Source organism: Rhodococcus sp. EPR-157 (genome assembly GCF_001647195.1).
Taxonomy (GTDB): domain Bacteria; phylum Actinomycetota; class Actinomycetes; order Mycobacteriales; family Mycobacteriaceae; genus Rhodococcoides.
This window is the reverse complement of record NZ_LVCV01000200.1, coordinates 1-17,884: the sequence shown is the minus strand read 5'-3', so window position 1 is coordinate 17,884 and position 17,884 is coordinate 1. Positions and strand designations below refer to the sequence as shown.

The 17,884-nt window shown below is 62.2% G+C and carries 23 protein-coding genes and 1 pseudogene; 16 read left to right on the top strand and 8 right to left on the bottom strand.

What is annotated here, in order from left to right:
* The first annotated feature begins 424 nt into the window (after positions 1 to 424).
* From A2J03_RS09320 to A2J03_RS09285, 8 genes are all read left to right on the top strand, one after another.
* Entirely contained in the window at positions 425 to 1,135 is a 711-nt protein-coding gene (locus A2J03_RS09320) for a GAF and ANTAR domain-containing protein (protein ID WP_231912457.1), read from the top strand.
* 336 nt (positions 1,136 to 1,471) lie between these two features.
* On the top strand, positions 1,472 to 1,873 hold the full coding sequence (locus tag A2J03_RS30465; RefSeq protein WP_068372584.1) for a hypothetical protein: 402 nt from the start codon (positions 1,472 to 1,474) through the stop codon (positions 1,871 to 1,873).
* Between the two features lie 106 nt (positions 1,874 to 1,979).
* Positions 1,980 to 2,666, top strand: a complete 687-nt coding sequence (locus tag A2J03_RS09310) for a DUF6766 family protein (protein ID WP_068372541.1) — start codon at positions 1,980 to 1,982, stop codon at positions 2,664 to 2,666.
* Positions 2,667 to 2,977: 311 nt separating this feature from the next.
* Positions 2,978 to 3,487 carry a CinA family protein gene (locus A2J03_RS09305; protein WP_068372581.1) on the top strand — a complete coding sequence of 170 codons (510 nt, stop codon included), beginning with the start codon at positions 2,978 to 2,980 and terminating at the stop codon, positions 3,485 to 3,487.
* Positions 3,488 to 3,536: 49 nt separating this feature from the next.
* Positions 3,537 to 4,385, top strand: coding sequence for an ammonia-dependent NAD(+) synthetase (gene nadE / locus A2J03_RS09300; RefSeq protein ID WP_068372578.1), 849 nt, complete (start codon positions 3,537 to 3,539; stop codon positions 4,383 to 4,385).
* A 76-nt stretch (positions 4,386 to 4,461) separates the two neighbouring features.
* Positions 4,462 to 4,764 carry a hypothetical protein gene (locus A2J03_RS09295; protein ID WP_068372538.1) on the top strand — a complete coding sequence of 101 codons (303 nt, stop codon included), beginning with the start codon at positions 4,462 to 4,464 and terminating at the stop codon, positions 4,762 to 4,764.
* 153 nt (positions 4,765 to 4,917) lie between these two features.
* The gene (locus A2J03_RS09290) at positions 4,918 to 5,145 is read left to right on the top strand and encodes a hypothetical protein (protein ID WP_068372535.1); all 228 of its coding nucleotides are present in this window, start codon (positions 4,918 to 4,920) and stop codon (positions 5,143 to 5,145) included.
* Positions 5,146 to 5,195: 50 nt separating this feature from the next.
* A complete protein-coding gene (locus A2J03_RS09285; protein WP_068372533.1) occupies positions 5,196 to 5,471 on the top strand; it encodes a DUF7218 family protein in 276 nt (91 codons plus the stop codon).
* A 478-nt stretch (positions 5,472 to 5,949) separates the two neighbouring features.
* Here A2J03_RS09285 and A2J03_RS29845 read toward each other — a convergent pair whose 3' ends face one another.
* On the bottom strand, positions 5,950 to 6,048 hold the full coding sequence (locus tag A2J03_RS29845) for a DUF2510 domain-containing protein (protein WP_082897723.1): 99 nt from the start codon (positions 6,046 to 6,048) through the stop codon (positions 5,950 to 5,952).
* Between the two features lie 110 nt (positions 6,049 to 6,158).
* Between A2J03_RS29845 and A2J03_RS30455 the strand changes: the two genes are divergently transcribed.
* On the top strand, positions 6,159 to 6,419 hold the full coding sequence (locus A2J03_RS30455; protein WP_156520288.1) for a hypothetical protein: 261 nt from the start codon (positions 6,159 to 6,161) through the stop codon (positions 6,417 to 6,419).
* Between the two features lie 256 nt (positions 6,420 to 6,675).
* Here the strand turns inward: A2J03_RS30455 and A2J03_RS09275 are convergent, their stop codons facing one another.
* Complete coding sequence (locus tag A2J03_RS09275; protein ID WP_068372527.1) at positions 6,676 to 7,008, bottom strand: hypothetical protein; 333 nt, start codon at positions 7,006 to 7,008, stop codon at positions 6,676 to 6,678.
* Between the two features lie 169 nt (positions 7,009 to 7,177).
* Between A2J03_RS09275 and A2J03_RS09270 the strand changes: the two genes are divergently transcribed.
* A complete protein-coding gene (locus tag A2J03_RS09270) occupies positions 7,178 to 8,146 on the top strand; it encodes an AurF N-oxygenase family protein (RefSeq protein ID WP_068372524.1) in 969 nt (322 codons plus the stop codon).
* Positions 8,147 to 8,158: 12 nt separating this feature from the next.
* Here A2J03_RS09270 and A2J03_RS09265 read toward each other — a convergent pair whose 3' ends face one another.
* Positions 8,159 to 8,842: a TetR/AcrR family transcriptional regulator gene (locus tag A2J03_RS09265; protein WP_068372521.1), complete on the bottom strand. Its 684-nt coding sequence runs from the start codon at positions 8,840 to 8,842 to the stop codon at positions 8,159 to 8,161.
* A gap of 136 nt (positions 8,843 to 8,978) precedes the next feature.
* On the opposite strand from A2J03_RS09265, the gene A2J03_RS09260 reads away from it, so the two are divergent.
* Positions 8,979 to 10,154: a CocE/NonD family hydrolase gene (locus tag A2J03_RS09260; RefSeq protein WP_068372518.1), complete on the top strand. Its 1,176-nt coding sequence runs from the start codon at positions 8,979 to 8,981 to the stop codon at positions 10,152 to 10,154.
* Between the two features lie 4 nt (positions 10,155 to 10,158).
* On the opposite strand, the gene A2J03_RS09255 is transcribed toward A2J03_RS09260, so the two are convergent.
* Entirely contained in the window at positions 10,159 to 11,640 is a 1,482-nt protein-coding gene (locus A2J03_RS09255; RefSeq protein WP_068372515.1) for a flavin-containing monooxygenase, read from the bottom strand.
* 146 nt (positions 11,641 to 11,786) lie between these two features.
* Between A2J03_RS09255 and A2J03_RS09250 the strand changes: the two genes are divergently transcribed.
* Complete coding sequence (locus tag A2J03_RS09250; protein WP_068372512.1) at positions 11,787 to 12,419, top strand: TetR/AcrR family transcriptional regulator; 633 nt, start codon at positions 11,787 to 11,789, stop codon at positions 12,417 to 12,419.
* 3 nt (positions 12,420 to 12,422) lie between these two features.
* On the opposite strand, the pseudogene A2J03_RS29840 reads toward A2J03_RS09250, so the two are convergent.
* Positions 12,423 to 12,560: pseudogene (locus tag A2J03_RS29840) on the bottom strand (CGNR zinc finger domain-containing protein); the annotation flags it as partial.
* 72 nt (positions 12,561 to 12,632) lie between these two features.
* On the opposite strand from A2J03_RS29840, the gene A2J03_RS09245 reads away from it, so the two are divergent.
* On the top strand, positions 12,633 to 13,376 hold the full coding sequence (locus A2J03_RS09245; protein WP_068372509.1) for an acetyltransferase-like protein: 744 nt from the start codon (positions 12,633 to 12,635) through the stop codon (positions 13,374 to 13,376).
* Positions 13,377 to 13,423: 47 nt separating this feature from the next.
* On the opposite strand, the gene A2J03_RS09240 is transcribed toward A2J03_RS09245, so the two are convergent.
* Positions 13,424 to 13,888, bottom strand: coding sequence for an SRPBCC domain-containing protein (locus A2J03_RS09240; RefSeq protein ID WP_068372576.1), 465 nt, complete (start codon positions 13,886 to 13,888; stop codon positions 13,424 to 13,426).
* A 63-nt stretch (positions 13,889 to 13,951) separates the two neighbouring features.
* Positions 13,952 to 14,866, bottom strand: coding sequence for an alpha/beta fold hydrolase (locus A2J03_RS09235; RefSeq protein ID WP_231912456.1), 915 nt, complete (start codon positions 14,864 to 14,866; stop codon positions 13,952 to 13,954).
* 395 nt (positions 14,867 to 15,261) lie between these two features.
* Between A2J03_RS09235 and A2J03_RS09230 the strand changes: the two genes are divergently transcribed.
* The 3 genes from A2J03_RS09230 (at position 15,262) to A2J03_RS32010 (ending at position 16,757) form a co-directional block, all read left to right on the top strand.
* Positions 15,262 to 16,053 (top strand): ANTAR domain-containing response regulator, encoded by a 792-nt coding sequence (locus A2J03_RS09230; protein ID WP_082897711.1) that lies wholly within the window; start codon positions 15,262 to 15,264, stop codon positions 16,051 to 16,053.
* A gap of 283 nt (positions 16,054 to 16,336) precedes the next feature.
* On the top strand, positions 16,337 to 16,459 hold the full coding sequence (locus A2J03_RS31865; protein WP_269455188.1) for a hypothetical protein: 123 nt from the start codon (positions 16,337 to 16,339) through the stop codon (positions 16,457 to 16,459).
* Positions 16,422 to 16,757 carry a sucrase ferredoxin gene (locus tag A2J03_RS32010; protein ID WP_082897710.1) on the top strand — a complete coding sequence of 112 codons (336 nt, stop codon included), beginning with the start codon at positions 16,422 to 16,424 and terminating at the stop codon, positions 16,755 to 16,757. Before A2J03_RS31865 ends, A2J03_RS32010 begins: the two co-directional genes overlap by 38 nt.
* A gap of 523 nt (positions 16,758 to 17,280) precedes the next feature.
* Here the strand turns inward: A2J03_RS32010 and A2J03_RS09215 are convergent.
* Positions 17,281 to 17,884: SDR family oxidoreductase (locus A2J03_RS09215; protein WP_068372497.1), on the bottom strand; the 604-nt coding region annotated here is incomplete at its 5' end.

Genomic DNA, 17,884 nt, shown 5'->3' with positions numbered 1-17,884 from the left:
TCGTCGAACCACAGATCGTCTACCCCATCTCGTTGATCTCCAGGACCAATCCCCACCCCGGATTGCGTTCGGTAGACGATCATTTCGCGAGCGTGGCCCCGATGCCGGAGTCGGCATGGTGTCCGTCGTGGGCCGCCGAGACTTCACGAGCCGGAATCGCACAGAACTCGCTGCTCTGCCCTACCGCGAGAAGGCCGGGTCGCTCCCCGCCGCCCATGCACTCCAAATTTTGACAGGCCGCGTTGTCGTACCTCGCCCGAATCGGGCTACTCGGCTCGATCGCGAGTACGCCCTTCTCGCGACGGAAGCGGGTCGATACTGACAGACTCCCTCACGGCCGCACTTCCGCTCCGTTATGTTCGGGTGCCACGCCAATATGTTCAGGTTGCCACGCCAGCCAGGTCTGACCCCGGAAGGAAAGACAGTGACGACGAACAAGTCTCCGGATCTCGAGGACATCAGGTCGGCGATGGCCGAGTTGGCGGACAGCTTCGCCACCGAAACCGAACTCGAACCCATCCTCGATGCCGTGACCGATCAAGCCGTGCGATTGATCGACGGCGTCGATTTCGCCGACATCTTGCTCATCGACGAGCAAGGGCACCGATCACTGGCACCGACCGCGTCGCTCGCCGTGCATCTCGACACCCTCCAGATGGAGTCGCTGGAAGGGCCGTGCCTGGAGGCCGCCACCAATGAGCCGCTCGTTCACAGCGCCGACCTCAGCCGCGAGGAACGCTGGCCCGTGTTCGCCGCGGCCGCGTTGCAAACCGGTGTGCGCAGCATGATGTCGTTCCACCTGTACACCTATCCCAGCAAGAACAAACGCAAAGTCATCGGCGGCAGCGGTGCGCTGAACTTGTTCGGCCGCACCGTCGGTCCGTTCGGTCTCTCAGATCAGGCCGTGGCGGCGATGCTCGCCACCCACGCCGCCGCCGCGCTCGTCGCCGCCAACCGCCAGATCCAGTTCGAGTCTGCACTCACCAGCCGAGACATCATCGCTCAAGCCAAGGGCATCGTGATGGAGCGCTACACAGTCGATGCCGTGCGCGCGTTCTCTCTCATGTCCAAGCTGTCTCAGGACACCAACACACCCCTACGCGAGATTGCCCAACGCATCATCGATAGCCTGTGAGAAGCGGCTGAGCGCCGCCGCTCGATGGTTGACCATGACCGGCTCGCCGCCGATAACGATGTCGGCGCGATCGAGGCCCGCCACGTGGCAGTAACGAACGAACTACGCCGACGCGGACTGTGAACCCGTCCAATTCTGTGATGCACCGGCGGCGACAGTTCGACCGTCCGGGGACGCCTACCGTGCCGACCACAATGCCACACATTAGAAGTGGCCTGGTCACGGTGGTGATGAGTAGGCGGTTCGATCTCGCGGTAGCGGGCCGCGGTGCCCAATGCGATCGTGATCGGTTCGTCTGGCCGTTGCGCACCCCGGTTTGGATCTAGTGTCACTGCCATGCGCAGACTCCGTGCTCTAGTAGTGACGGCGGCGGTACTCGCCCTCTCTGGGTGCGCGTCGCTGGGGCCGGATACCGCTGCCGCCGCGCGGATCGCGCAGAACTTTCATACCGCGCTCTCCGCTGGGGACGGAGCCGCCGGATGTGCAGTGTTGGCCCCTGCCACCGTCGAACAGTTGGAAAAGACCACGAAAGCCCCCTGCATGGACGGCATTGTCGGCGAGGACCTACCCGCTGCCGGCTCGGTGATCGACGTGCGTGCCTACGGCCGCGCAGCACAAGTCCGGATGGATACCGACACGGTTTTTCTCACCATCGCCGACGGGGAGTGGAAGGTCACCGCTGCCGGCTGCCGACCGGAACCAGGCGGACCGTACGACTGCGTGATCGAAGGGCCATGATGCGGCGACGAAAAGGTGATGCAGCGATGAAAATAGTGTTCTGGGTGTGCCTTGCGGTCATTGCGCTGGGGCTAGCATATTTCACTGCCATCGGATTGCTGCACCGATGAGCGGGGCACTCAAGCGCGGAGTCGCCGACAACGCACTGGCCTTGTTCTTCGGACTCATTTTCGTGGCCGCGTTGATCGGGCAGGCCCTCACCGGGGTTGCCCTGTACAACAACGAGCAGATCAGCAGCGGACTCGACGAGATCTCGACGCTGCAGTACGTGACCTCGTCGGCATTCGCCGTCGATGTCACCGAGAACTGGCAATCGGAGTATCTGCAGTTCTTCCTCTACGTCTATGCCACTGTCTGGCTGCTGCAGAAGGGCTCGCCGGAGTCGAAGAATCTGGGCCGTCGCGGCACCGAGTCGGATCAAGACCAACGTGTCGGCGTACACGCCGATGCCGAATCGCCGCGGTGGGCCAGAGCCGGTGGGTGGCGCCTGAGGCTGTATTCGCGCTCCCTCGGACTGGTGATGGGCACCATCTTCGTCTTGTCCTGGCTTGCGCAATCGATCAGCGGGACCAGCGAATACAACGAGAGCCAGCTGCAGAACCTCGAAGTGCCCCTGTCCTGGCGGGGGTACACGAGCTCAGCGGACTTCTGGAACCGCACCCTGCAGAACTGGCAATCCGAATTTCTGGCCGTGGCCACGATGGTGGTGCTTTCCATATACCTACGTCAACGTGGTTCGCCAGAATCGAAGCCGGTCGGTAGCTCACACACCGCCACTGGCGTCGAGGGCTGAATCGCGGCGGGAACGTCGCAGACCCTGACTTTGACTGGTACGGGGGTCAGCTCCGAATCCATATGCAAACCCTGCGCTCGCCGCGGAAGAATTCTTCGTTGTGTGTTTCGTCCGCGCCGATGCGTGGAAGCCTCTGAAAGAGCTCGGGCGTACTCGCCCGTGCACCGGCGACGAGCAACCGAGGCCCGAGAGATGACATCTCGCACCCTGCAATCTTGCCGCCGTACCTTCGGTCGCTGAAGCCTTCCGGCGACACCGCCGCCGATGCGCCGCCGCTGCCCGCGGCACATCCCGACACTCCGGAGCACGCCATGAGCACCGCCCCCGAGCAACGCATCGCCACCGAACCCCAGCTGTCGCAGATATGCGAGAAGATCGCCGAACTCGCCGTCACCTACGACATCGCCATCGGCACCGCCGAGTCGCTGACCACCGGCAACCTCGCAGCGATGCTCGGTAAAGCATCGTCGTCGGGGGACTGGTACCGGGGCGGAATCGTCGCTTATCACGAAAAGGTCAAACACACCCTGCTCGAAGTCCCCGACGGCCCGGTGGTCAGCGAACAAGCCGCAGCAGCGATGGCACGATCGACCGCCACGCTGCTGGGAGCGAACCTGACAATCGCGGTCACCGGCGAAGCCGGACCGCAGAGTCAGGAGGACCAGCCGCCGGGCACCGTGTGGGCGGCGGTCTACGACCGCGGAAACGTCAGGTCCGAGTGCAAAGAGTTCGACGGCGACCCCGAAGAGGTACTGGCGCAAACACTCTCGTTCGCCCTCGACAGCCTCCTCCGTCACGCCCGCGTACGCGCTCACGCCTGAGGTCCCAACCGAAGTGACCGTATTCGGCAAGGAAGAAAGGAAGAACAGCATGGACTTCACCGTGAGAACCACGATCCAGCACGAACTGGGTGTGAGGCCCTCGATCGGTCCCTCCGCCGAGATCGGCAGCCGCGTCACGTTTCTCGCCGACTACCTGCGCGTCAGCGGAGCGGCCGGTTTCGTTCTCGGCATCAGCGGCGGACAGGACAGCACCCTGGCCGGAAAACTCGCACAACTTGCCGCGCGCGAGGTGATCGAACTCGGCGGACGCGCCACATTCGTCGCCGTACGCTTGCCCTACGGGACACAGGCAGATGAAGCCGACGCCGACATCGCGCTGGACTTCATCGCCCCGGATCGGACGGTCACCGTCGACATCAAGGATGCGGTCGACGCATCAGCACGCTCGGCGGCGGCAGCCCTCGATGTGGAGCAGCTCGACGACTTCGTCCGCGGCAACATCAAAGCCCGCGAACGGATGATCGCTCAGTACGCCATCGCCGGCCAAGAGGACCTGCTCGTGGTCGGTACCGATCACGCCGCCGAAGCGGTAACAGGCTTTTTCACCAAGTACGGCGACGGCGGAGCGGACCTCACCCCGCTGTTCGGGCTCACCAAAAGTCAGGGTGCACAGCTTCTCCGGCATCTCGATGCCCCCGAATCGACGTGGACGAAAGTACCGAGCGCCGATCTCGAGGACGACCGGCCCGCTCTGCCCGACGAGCAAGCTCTCGGGGTCACCTACGGGCAGATCGATGCCTACCTGCAGGGCGATCCCGTCGACGACGACGTCGCGCACACGATCGAGCAGTGGTTCGACAAGACCCGGCACAAACGCACCACACCCGTAGGCCCCGACGATCGGTGGTGGCGCAGTGCGGTAGACGACGGCACCTGATCGGCGTACAACGCCACCGCAGAGACGACGCCGAAAATAACCCACCCAACAGCCGACACGACCCTGGAGGGAACTGATGACCGACGACAACGTACGCAGTGACGACTACACCGCCGACAGCGCCAACTCCGTTCGCGAGCATGCCGGTGAAGCACTCGAAGATGTCCGCAACTGGCCCGGATACCTGTGCATCGGCGTTGCCCTCGCGGCCCTCGGACTGACCCTGACCGCTGCTGGTTACGGCTTCGGCGGATGGGTCTGGATCGGCTCCATCGCAACCGTCGTACTGTTCGCGGCCGGTCTGACGATTGTGCTGCTCGAACGCAAACGAGTCAACGCCAAGGAAGGCCGCGACCTGACCGATCCCGGCGCACACTGACCGAGTTCAACAACGTTCTGCGTCGAAGCTCCGGGTCCAGGATCGTCTGGTCAACCACCCTGCAGTACGCGGTCGGATCGGGTTTGACCGATGGTCGTGAAGGGAATACATGTGCGTGGTGAACGACGACAGCAAAGAGGGCGGAGGGCACGCATGCATCAGGACGCAGATACCGACTCGGTAGTGATCTGGACAGAGACACCCCAGCAGCGAGCGTGGTGGGCATCGATTCTCGGCCTCGATGTAGCACCTGAGTCCGCAATTTCGCCGGTAGGCATCGCCAGTCGGGGCACCTACGCCGTGTCCACGGTTGCCGAGAGTAGCGCAGACCGACAACACTTTCCGAACGTACGCTCCATTCCCGAGCGGGTAGCGCTGTAGGGAAGCCCCAACGAAAACGCGGGGGAAGATTACAAGCGAAAGGAACGAGGATGCCGACGAACAAGTCCGACAATCAACCGCAGCTGAAAGACCAAGGCCTCTACGAGAAACTGCGCGACGAGGGCAACTCGAAGGAGAAGGCGGCACGAATATCCAACGCAGCGGCCAACGAGGGTCGAGGAAATGTGGGGAAGAAGGGCGGGAATTCACCGTCGTACGAGGACTGGACCGTCGACGAGCTCACCGACCGCGCCAAAGAGCTCGGAATCGACGGCTATTCGAAGCTTAAGAAAGACGAACTGATAGACGCACTTCGCAACCACTGATCGAGCTGGGCGGAGTTCAGCCAGCTGCAGCACGCGCTGCAGACGAACTCGGTGTAAGCGAAAGTGTGTTCCTTCGACCGCACCCACGAACCCAGTCGATGGCATCAGCCACCGTTCGAGCAGAGTCGGGTCGGTGATCGCTCGCCACACCACATCGGTGGCGTGAGGGTAGAACCGGCCGATCTCGACTCTCGACGGATCAGGTTCAGTCCACATCTATTCGTCCGCACTCCCGTCGAACATGGTCTTCGATCCCACTGCCAACGCGGCATCTTCGACCTCCATCCATCGGACGTCGAACTGCTCTCTCGTAACTGCCATGTGTAGTTCACTCTCGTTCCTGGGAGCGGGTCCAACCGCATGACCACTGAGACGCCGACGTACGTCCTCTGGCACATGACCAAACGTCGAATTCCCGCCTGATCGACTCCGTACTGCGCTTGCTCATAGGTGAAGCCCTCGTACATCAGCTGGTCGATCAGGCCTTGCCCACTTCCGAGGTCCACTGTTGCCCGTCCCACCACCAAAGTTGCCCGGAGCCTTCCGGGTCTGGATGCCATCCGGCGGGCGTCGTCATGGGGAGCTCCTTGCTCTCGACTTCCGTCTCTGCGACACCCAGCCCGCTCACGCACACGCACACCAGACAGACGCAACGCCGACAGACTCAGCGAACTCCTTGATCGCTACTTGCACGCCCGGACAGGCACCGGATCGAGCGGAGTCAACGTCAACTTGACCGTGCCACTTGCCGATCTGCTGAAGAAACCTACCAACGCGGAGAACACCAACCGCCACAACGCAACTCAGCGGCACACTCCGCCGAGCCCCAGCGACTGTGACTGGCCGTTCTGGCTGGACTGGACCGCGCGTGCGCTGCTCGCCAAGCCCGTCCTCCTGGTCCTTGGCAAGCGCGGCATAGCCGGTTTCCAGCGCCTTCTCGCGAAGTGATTCCGCACCTGCACGCAGCAACGCACGCACGATCCCTGACTCGGAATTGTCACGGACGGTGATGTGATTCTGCTGCGCCCACTCACGCAGGATGGCTGATTCGAGGCGATTCGGGTCGGAAAACACTGCCACCTCGGCTTGGTCCTCACTGTCGAGCGTGACCGGCAATCGCTTCACATCCATGGTTACTCACCTACTGAATCATGGCAATGGGCGTCGGCGTCTGCATTTGTTCGTTCGATTACTGGTGACCGGCTCACAATTCCGGCGGCTCGTATTGCCCGTACAGCCCACGGCGTTCGCCTCGAAGGAAGGCTTGATGCTCGGCGTCTGCTCGCGACCGTAGGTCTGCGATTCTCCGCTCTTCCAGATCGCGGCGGACCTGCCGCTGCACCCTGCTGTCGTGTATCAACCACACCGCGATGGCGATGATCACGACCGCGAGGATCATCACCCAGAATCGCGCCAGCACGCCCACGAGCAGCAGAATTCCCAACACCACGCCGATGGCCGTCGTGCCGTCGCTCGCGCGCCACCGTCGTCGGCCACCACCCTGGTGGGAGCCGTCGTCGATGGTGCTGCTGCCCATGAATCCACGATACCGACACAATCCGGACACGGGGTATCGGAGGAGCTAGTGCGCCCGGAAATCTCGCGTCCATTGTTGTCTGTAACACCGCGTTGCACTAATGTGAGTGGGACAGCTTGTCCAATGTAGATGTTTGGGCGATCGTCTCGCTCGGAAGGACCTCGTCACCATGACTGCGAGCACAACGCGAATCGCGTACGAGCAAACCCTGCAGACACTCTCCACCGCCTCGGTGCACCAACATTTCGATGCCTTCGTCGACATCCCGTGGGATGACCCCGACTACGCGGTGATTCCCGATGATCCACGTTGGGTCCTGCCTTCGTTCGACCCACTCGGCTCCACCACGTGGTACCGATCGCTGCCAGTGCAACGGCAGATCGAGATCGGCATGTACATGCAGGCCAACACCATGAAAGTCGGTCTGCAGTTCGAGCAGATCCTCATCAGCGGCCTCATGCACTACGCGCTGTCGCTGCCGAACAACTCACCGGAGTTTCGCTACTCCACCCACGAAGCGACCGAGGAGTGCCACCACACTCAGATGTTCCAGGAGTTGGTCAACCGCATCGGAATCGACGTTGCCGGCGGACCGCGCTGGTTCCGAAAGCTCGCACCGCTCATGCCCTTGGCCGCTGCCCCGCTTCCCTTCGGATTCTTCGTGGGAGTTCTGGCCGGCGAGGAACCGATCGACCATGTTCAGAAGACCATGCTGCGCAGCGGGCACGAGCGTCACCCGCTTGTCACCCGCATCATGCAGATCCACGTGGCCGAGGAAGCACGACACATCGGTTTCGCGCACCAATATCTGCAGTACAAAGCACCCAAGCTGAGCGCGCGTCAACGGGCCATCATGGGCGTCGCCACGCCGATCGTCATGCGCGTATTGTGCGACGCCATCCTCAAACCCACCCGAAAGATGCAGCGCGACCTCGGAATTCCCAAAGAGGTCGTCGACGAGGTGTGGTGGGACAGCGAGCACTCGAGCAAGGTTCTGCGCGACATGTTCGGTGACGTGCGCATGCTGTGCACCGAACTGGGACTGATGAATCGCTTCTCGCGTCGAGTGTGGAAGGCAATGCGTATCGACGGCCGGCCTTCGCGCTATCGCAGCGAACCCCTCACCCGGGCTTCCTGACCTGCCGCTGCGCTACGAGTAGATGACCGGATCGCTCGGTCGAATCTCGATCCCCGCGTGCTTGGCCACCCCGTCCAGTACTTGCCAGATAGACAGATTCAAGAACTCGGCCAGCTGCTGCTCGTCGATGGTCCGCTCGGGATTGGCGAGCCATCTGTTGACGCTGTGATCGATCAGCCCGATCAACCCGAATGCCACAGTTTCGGCCAATGCCGGATCGGCGTTGCGCGCGCGCAGATTCATGTCGAGCACGGCCGCCACCTTCACCGCCACAGCGGTTTTCGCACCGGTCACCGTCCGTGATCCCGCGGTCCGGCGACTCGCCGAGCCGATGCCCAGAAACAGGTGCAACTGCGGAAACTTGACCACCCAGCTCAGGTAGCTGTCCACTCCGTCGGCGACGGCTTCTCCGATGGTTCCCATGGGGTCCATGGCCAGGCGGTCGAGCAGAATCCCCAGAATCCGAATGCGTATTTGCTCATCGAGATCGGAACGATCTTCGAACACTCGATACACCACGGACCGTGGAACGCCGGCGCGTCGCGCAATCGTCGCAACCCCGACGTCGGGCCCCTCCTCGCCGATGACAGCGACGGCCGCGTCGAGAATTCTCGCGCGGCGCTCCGCCTTGTGATCCGCCCATCGCACGGTACGTCCGTCTACCGCGGATCCGGGCTGATCACGTTCGTTGGCCATGGCGAACACGATAGTCAGCGGCCCGAATGCTGGACTGTATGAGACACAGTGTCTAAGGTATCTGCAGCGGCGCAGCCTTACCGCTCCTCACCTCGCCCCAGCGGCCGATCAGGTGGGACACGCTTATCGGAGACCGATGGGACGCGACATCATCGCCCCCGGAGGCGGTGTCGGCATCGGGTTCCTTCTGCCGTGGTTGACCGCGGTCAATGCCCTCAAGCTCGTCCCGGACGTACAGTCCCTCGCGAACGGCACTTTCGATCAACAGTGGCTACGGAGCCGACTCGAGCACCCGGCGGTCTTCTTCGACCTACTCATCGCAGCACTGGTCACCGAGTCGATCGACACCGTGCCCCCGGAACTGGAGGCGCTGCTCACCGATAACTCCTCGATACGAACCGATCTCGTATCGCATCCAGAGAACATCGGCGTCCCGACCATGCTGTACGGAGGCTGGCACGACATCTTCACCAACAGCCAACCCCGGATGTACAACGCGATTCCACTACCACCCGGGCACAAGCAACTGATCATGGGCGACACGTACCACCTGGGCCCCGCCGCGCAATTCGGAACACCGGGTGCACCACCACGTCTCGACGTCCTGCAGCGCGCATGGTTCGACCACTGGCTCGAGGGCATCGACAACGGAATCGACAGTTACGGCCCAGTCACGGTCAAGCAGCAAGGCGGACCCTGGGCGAGCCTGCCATCGTTCCCGCGGCCCGGAATGAACTATCAGCGGATGTACCTCGACCCGGAATCGAGCGGCACGAGCCCTCATGCGGTACACGACGGCAGCCTTCGGACCGACACCCGCAGCGCCGGGACGCTAACCGTCGCACCGGGGCTGGCGACGCTGTGCTCACAGGACAGCGCACAAGGATTGGCAGGGATCACCGCAATTCTGGATGCCTGCGGCAAGGACTCGCGCATTGCCGAACACTCGGCCCAGACATTCACGAGCGCACCGGTGGGAGCGGCCACCCAGATCTCCGGGCCGGTCAACGTCCACCTCGAAACGATGCTCGACACCACCGACGGCTACTGGACCGCCACACTCAACGACGTGGCACCCGACGGCACTTCCACCGCTCTCACCTCAGGGCAGCTCGCGGCATCGGTCCGCAAGACCGACGCGGTACTCCAACCAGGACACAGGCTTCGGGTGGACATCTTCGCCGGTAACTTCCCCAAGGGTCTGCTCCCGCGACCCCTGCTCAACGAATCCCAATTGGCCCCACAACATCTCGTCCTCGATCCCCAGCGACCGAGCTTCGTCACTGTGCCGACCGACGTTCCCCTCGCCTGAGGTCTCAGGCGTAGTCGTAATCGTCGAGCGGGAAGCTGCTTGCCTGGCGGTACGTGCTGAGTGTGGAGCTCGGCCGGAGCAGTGTCGCTTCACCGTGCTGGTTGAAGTAGTAGCTGTTGGCCGTCGAGCATTGCCCGAGAGCGAAGACCGAGTCACCGACCTTCGCCGTCATGCGATCCAGGAAGTCGTCGTTGGCGTGGTGGGTGACCTCGAAAACCGTTGCGTTACGTTCCTGCATCGCGGTGAACAGTCGGTCGATGTGCCTCATCTGTGACTCGATGGTCGTGAAGTACGACAGTCCGGAGTAGGAGTACGGACTGTTGAGGGAGATGAGGTTGGGGAATTCCGGAACCGCGATCCCCTCGTAGGCCTGAAATCTGTTCTCGCGCCACCAGTTGCCGAGGTTGCGTCCGCCGCGACCGATGATCTCGATCGCCGGAAAGTTGACGTCCCAGAGGTTGAATCCGGTGGCCAACACCAACACGTCGATGTCACGTCGGGTGCCGTCGGCGGTCCGGATTCCGTCGGCGTCGACACTCACGATCGACGAGGTCTGCAGGCTCACATGCTGTTTCGTGAATGTGCGGTAGTAGTCGTTGGAGAAGGTCGGGCGCTTGCATCCGAAGGAGTAGTCCGGGGTCAGCTTTCGGCGAAGCTCGCGGTCCCGCACCTGACGGGACAGATGGGCCCGGCACCACAGTTCGCCCAGCTTGTTCACCAGCGGCAACTGCTTGTAGTGCAGTACACCGGAGACCATCATCATCTCCAGAATGGATGTGCCGATCATCCGTACGAGTCGTTGCGTCAGCGGCAGTGCCGCAAACGTATTCTGCACGACGGCGGGGATGGTGACGTCGGGTTTCGGACTCACCCAGATCGGCGTGCGTTGATAGACGGTGAGTTCGGCGGCTTTCTCGGCGACCTCGGGGATGAGTTGGACTGCGGTGGCGCCGGTGCCGATTATCGCGGCCCGCTTGCCGGTCAGGTCGTAGGTGTCGTCCCAGTCGGTGGTGTGGATGATCTTGCCGGCGAAGGTATCGATGCCGTCGATGTCGGGCACCTTCGGCTGGGACAGGAAGCCGGTGGCGGTGAACAGGTACTTCGCGGTCAGTTGCTCACCGCCGCTGCACCTCACGGTCCAGTGGGCGTTGTCCTCGTCCCATGTGGCGCCGTCGACGACGGTGTCGAAGCGCATGAGGCGTCGCAGACCGTATTTCTCGGCGACGTGGCTGGCATAGTTCTTGAGCTCCGCGCCCGGCGCGAAGAGCCGCGACCAGTACGGATTGGGCTCGAAGGAGTATGAGTACGTGGACGACGGGATGTCGACGGCCAGTCCCGGGTACCGGTTGACGTGCCAGGTTCCGCCGAGATCCGACTCGCGTTCGAGGATGAGCAGATTGTGGTAGCCGAGCCGGTTGAGCGCGATTGCGGCGCCCATTCCGCCGAATCCGGCGCCGATGATGATGGCGTCATAGTCCGTGACCATGAACTTCTCCTAAATATCGAGGTGGGCGTGCCGGACAGGTCTTCGATGTCGTGAGCAATCTCGGCCGCCACCTACACATGTCGGTATCTGACGTCACTTTCGGAACGGTATGTCAGTTTTGTGCGCGATGCAATAGGCTGGGCCCCATGACCGTGAGTTCGCCTCTGACTCGTGCCGAGCGGAAGAAACAGGAGTTGCGACGGGAAATCGTCGAAGCTGCGTTCGAATGCTTCGCGGAGCGTGGCTATCACGCCACCGGGATCGCCGACATCGCCGCACGACTCGGTATCGGTCACGGCACCTTCTACCGGTACTACGAGAACAAGCGCGACATCGTCGACCACGTCATCACCGATCTCATCGAACGAGTGGTCGGGTCACTGACCGCAGAAAACGCCCCCGAGGCGGCGAGCAGCCTGGCCGACTACCGTCGCCAGACGGCACGAATCGGCGACGCCCTCACATCGGTCTTCGGCTCGGATCCGAGAATCGCACGCTTCCTCGTCCTCGAAGCCGCCGGAATCGACGCCGACATGCGCGAACGGGTGTTGGACTTCCACGAAGTCGCCGTAGGACTGACCGCCGGTTACCTCGAACACGGCGTCGAGATCGGCTATCTACGCACCGATCTCGACATCGAATCCACTGCCCGAGCCATCAACGGCATGATTCTCTCCGGGGTTCTTGCCGCATTGCGGGAACCCGACCCGGCCGCGCAGGAGCGTATGGGCACCGCCATCAGACGGGTTATGTACGACGGGATCTCAGCGCGAGAGTGACGATCAGTCCGCTGATGCGGAGTTCTTGCGCCTGCTCGCGGTGAATCGCGCCTTCTTCTGACGGTTGCCGCACGTGTTCATGTCGCACCATTTGCGGGTGCGGCTTTGGCTGGTGTCGAAGAAGGCGGCTTGGCAGGTCGGCTCCATCCGAATGCACTGTGCTGTAAAGAATACAGCTCGACAAGCACCTCCGAGTGTTGACACCATGGCGCCATGGGCCTCACCGTCTCAGTCCTCGCCGATCGACCCGATCTCGCCGACGCTTTGTGGAGCATGCCGGACTCGTGGCCGACATTCATGACGCGAGATCCCATCGCGGGGATGTACTACACACCCGACGTCGTCGAACTGTTTGCCGACTACGTACTCATATGCCAGGACGAGACGGGCACCGTCGTCGGGAAGGCCTACTCGATCCCGTTCCATCTCCCCGACGGAGACGCGCTACCGAGCGATGGCTGGGACGGCGCAATTCGACGCGGCATCAGCACGAGGCTCACCGGCACAGCACCGAACACCGTCAGCGCCCTCGAAATCGCTGTGGCACCACAAGCGCAAGGGCGTGGACTGTCGTCGACACTGCTTCTCGCACTCAGAGACAACAGTCGCAGGCTCGGTTTCGACGAACTGATTGTTCCCTTGCGGCCGAACGGCAAGACCGACATCAACGAGCCGATGAGCACCTACGCCTACCGAATACGGGCCGACGGACTACCCGCCGACCCGTGGCTGCGCGTCCATGTGCGAGCGGGAGGACGCATCGCCGACGTCGCTCCCCGCTCGATGGTCATCCCCGGAACTCTCGACGAGTGGCGAAGCTGGACCGGACTGCCGTTCGACAGCTCCGGGCCGGTAGAAGTTCCGGGAGCCCTCACGCCGGTGCTGTGCGACCTCGTGCACGGGACGGCGGTGTACGTCGAGCCGAACGTGTGGATTCGTCACCGGACTGCTCGCTGACCATCGAGGTATTCGTAACTGTCAGAGGATAATCGGGGGGACCTCGGTCAGGTAGTTGCCTCGGCATCGAGCCGGCTCGGAGTGGCAGTCAGCTGATCCTCCGTCACCAGCGGAAACTTCACGTGCTCGAGGAGCTTCTTGTCGGTTACCTTCGACCAGTCGTAAGTGTGACGGACCAGCGTCTCATTGGGACCCTGAGACTCCAACTCCCACAGCCACTCCCACCCGGGAGGCTCGGTACCTGCGGGCGCGGTCTTCCAGGCCAACAACTTGTCCTTGGCGTAACCGGACACGTGATTGTCGGTTTGGTACTCGCCACCCATGTGGTCGCCCTGCATATTCATCGTGAACACTTCGCCGACCTTCTGGATGCGATCGGCGTGGTCCACACCTCGAATGAACCCGGACCCGTCGAGCTTTTGGTGTCGCTCCGGATTGGAGAGAACGTCGAAGACTGCGTCTACGGGCGCCTCGATGGTTCGTTCTACGGTGACCTTCGTGGAATCGCTCATCACTCCACCCTGCATGTACTTTGCGAGTCGGCAACGTCGCGGCAAAAATCGGCGCCCAAGGCGCTACCGTTCGGCTTCGTCATGCACCACGCAGAACGTCTCGTCCATGAACTCGGCGAATACCGATGCGAACCGTTCAGGTTCGTCGAGATGCGGAAAGTGACCAGCCTTCGGGAACAACTCGACCCTGCCTCGTCCCGGGAGTTGATCACGAACCGAATGCGCGTGCGTGGCGGGGATAATGGTGTCGCGCTCCCCCCAAACCAGCAATGCCGGCACATGGGAGAAGCTCGACAGCAATCGGGTGGCACTGACCGATTGCCCCCGATAGTTGATCACCGACCTGGCGGTGGAAAGAAAAGCGCGACGAGTACGCGAATCGGAGATCGACGCGAAATTGGTCCACGCCCGCTGGTCGCCGGCACCGAGCCTGAGTATCCGCGCCCGCGTCAGAAGGGCGAGAACCCCACCGACGGCCCGCCTGACCGGAGCAGACGCCGCCACAGGTAGGGCGACTTCACTGCCGGGGAGCGACGCGGCCCGGAGGACAGGGTTTACTTCCTGTCCGAGCCCTCCGCTGGCAACGAGACAAATTTTCTCTACCATCTCGGGGAACAGGTACAGCATCTGCATCGCCACCCCACCGCCGTACGAGTGTCCAACCATGGTGACGGACTCCACGTCGAGAGAGTGCAGCAGATCACGGATGGTCGCGGCGTGTGCGCTCAGCGAATAGTCACCCGGAATCTTGTCGGAATCGCCATGCCCCGGAAGATCCAAAGCGATGACGCGAAAGCTCTGAGACAGAGTCTTCAGCTGGGGGTTCCAATCGTGCAAGCTGCCCATCAAACCGTGAACCAGCACTACAACAGGGCCACTGCCGCAATCGACGTAGCGGACGGTGTGACTGGCCATTTCACGTGTACGCGTCAGGGGAGCGGCCTCGGACTCACACCGACCGTTGGGAGCGCTGCTCATCGGCGGCACATCCTTTCCTTCCTCGACACCACAGCTCGGCCTGGCCGTGGGTTGCGGTCTCGCCATCTGACTGTTCAAACTGGCGAGACCTGACTCGGGCCATGTGCCCGGGCAACGGCATCCGAGCTTCGAAATGGTTTCCCGAAACGTGCGTCAGGCAAACCTTCCTGACGGTCACATCGCGTCGCGGTTGTCACGATCGCATCGGACCATGTACCGGCAAGGTGCGCGGCGGTGTACTGCATACATCGTCGACTGGTGGACACAGCGGGCTCGCGAAAGTAAAATTCCATCCAATTCGGCCGAGCCCGGCGCCGACCGCTCACGTGTCTGTCCCGTGAGTCGGTGAACCATTCCATGCTCGGATTTGCCACAAACTGAATTGGGTGACGAGAATGACAAATCCACTTGCCGCCGCACCTACCGAACCGGTAGGCACAACTACAGCACGCGAGGCCCGCTCAGCCGCAGCGGACGACGAGTCCCGGCTCTCCCCACAGAAGTCGGATCTCAGCGAGTTTCGTCGGTTGTTGCTCGCCAGCGCTCCTGTCGAGACAGTTCTCCACCGGCTATGCAAGCAGGTGGTCGAGGAGATAGAAATCGCCGACATGGCAGGAGTGGCGCGGCTCGACCGGATGGTCCGCCATCCGAGAACAGCAGTGTTCACGCACCCCCGAGTGGTCGATATCGATCTCCACCAATACCGTGCCGGACATGGCCCCTGCATTGAAGCTGTGCGGCGCCGAGCGACAGTCAAAGCGCGTAGGGCGGACGTCCACGTCCGTCGGAGGTGGCCTAGTTTCGTAGCGCGCAGCGTGGCCACAGGCATCGGCAGCTACCTATCCTCGCCACTACGACTCGACGACTACCACTACGGCGCTCTCAACCTCTACAGCCGCAGTCAACGCGGATTCGGCGACGTCGACCAAAAGATGGTGGAAGCTCTCGTAACCGCCGCCGAAAGCGCCATCTGGAGCAGCCGCCGGGTAGCGGAGGCGGAAGCCGAACTCGAGGGTCTACGCACCGCGATGAAAACTCGCGGGGTGATCGAGCAAGCCAAAGGGATCATCATGGCCACTCGAGGGGTCTCAGCAGATTCCGCGTTCGACATCCTTGTCGAGCAATCCCAGAACGACAACGTCAAACTCTCCGTCGTTGCGCGCACCCTGGCGGAAGCGAAGAACTGATCGTTGGGTACGACACCCGAACCTGGCAGGGCCGATAGTTAATTTCGCGGCGTCAAGGGGTCACGGTGAATTCAGCCGAGACACCCGGCACCGATGGGACAATCTCCTATGTCATCCATCACCGAGCCCAGGACATGTCGATGCCGAACAACAGCACAGACGAAGGGTCGGGCAGCTCCAACGAAGGGTTCAATTCGCAGAGCCGTGGCGAAATCCCAGAGCAATCGTTGGATCGAAACTGGATGAGTCTGATCCAAGAGCACCGCGTGGTCAAGGCCGGTGTTTGGTCTCATCGGCGCACCGGGCCGCCCTGCTGGGTTTGATGCTGCTCGGCGTCGCGCTCACCGATGTTGTCGTGTTGATTACCGATGTCGTGGCGGCGTTCCTCCCCGCCAGAGTCCGGTGAACCGGTATTCGAGCCTCTGTATCTGGTGTGTTCGCACGGAAAGAAGGACCCGTATTGTGCAGTGTTCGGGCGCCCGATCGTCCGCGCTCTGGCCGACGCACGCGCGCAGGTATTCGAATCCACACATGTGGGCGGTGACCGATTCGCCAGCGGAATGGTCGCCCTACCCGACGGCAGCTACTACGGTCATCTCGAGCCGAGCACCGCCGAACACATCATCGAACGACGGCGCCGGCCACCTGACGCTGAACCATTACCGTGGTCGGTGCACCGGCACTCCTGCGGTTCAGGTCGCTGAGCACGGCGTACGAACCTTGCGAACGCTCACCGGAATAGGCGATGTGCGCCTCCGAGGAACGACATCGGCCCACCAAGACACCGCAGCGGTATTCGAGATGCCCGGCGCCGCCGTCACAGTCTGCGTGACACCCGCGCCACAATCAGCGCGAAGACCTACCTGCCATTCAGCCGAACCGCACTCCCCGGACCACGGCAAGATCACATCCATCCACATCACCAGTCTCGCTTGACAATCCCTAGTGGCGTGCCGTTTCACCCGACGTCGCTGCTCGACGCCGGGCAATGAACAGCGCCTATCCGGGTCACACTCGATATTCGAGTTGCGTTTGGCCACTGTCGAACTGCGCGCGGAGGTCAAGGGCGGACCTGTAAGTGGCCTCGAGTTCAGGAGTGAGATTCTCAACCGACTCGAACAGTTCGATCGATCGTGTGAGCAAGGGCAACGGCAACCTTCCTCGGCCGCCTTGGGCGGCTCACGTGAGTGTTCGTGTCCGGCACAACAAAGCTACCGCCGCTGGTGGTCAGCGGGTTGTATAGCCGCCGTTGGCGAAGATTGTCTGCCCGGTGATCCACCAACCCTCGCTTGCGAGGAAGCGGACGATCGGTGCGATGTCCTCGATCTGTGTCAACTGGTTCTTCAACGCCTGCGACTTGTGAAACTCGACGCGCTCGGGCGTTTCCTGGCCGTAGAAGAATGGCGTGTCCATCGGCCCGGGGGCGATGTTGTTGACTGAAATCCCGCGCACACCGAACTCTTTCGCTGCGGCGCGGGTGAAGTGCTCCACCGGGCTCTTGCCGCCCGCATACGTCGAGTACCCGTCGGTCAACGCCGCAAGGAGGGCCGTGACGATCGTGACCACTTTGCCGTCGTCGTTGATTCGTTTGCCTGCTTCCTGAATGAAGAAGTAGGCAGCCTTGCTGTTGATGCCGAACATCGAGTCGTACTCGTCCTCCGACGTCTCGACGATCGGCTTGCGTAGGACCTTGCCGACGGTGTTGACGGCAATGTCGACGCCACCGAAGGCGTCGACAGCTGTGTCGAACAGCTTCACGATGTTCGCTGGACGGGTGAGATCGCCTTGGAACTTCACGGCCTCGACACCCGCTGCCCGTGAGGCTTCGATC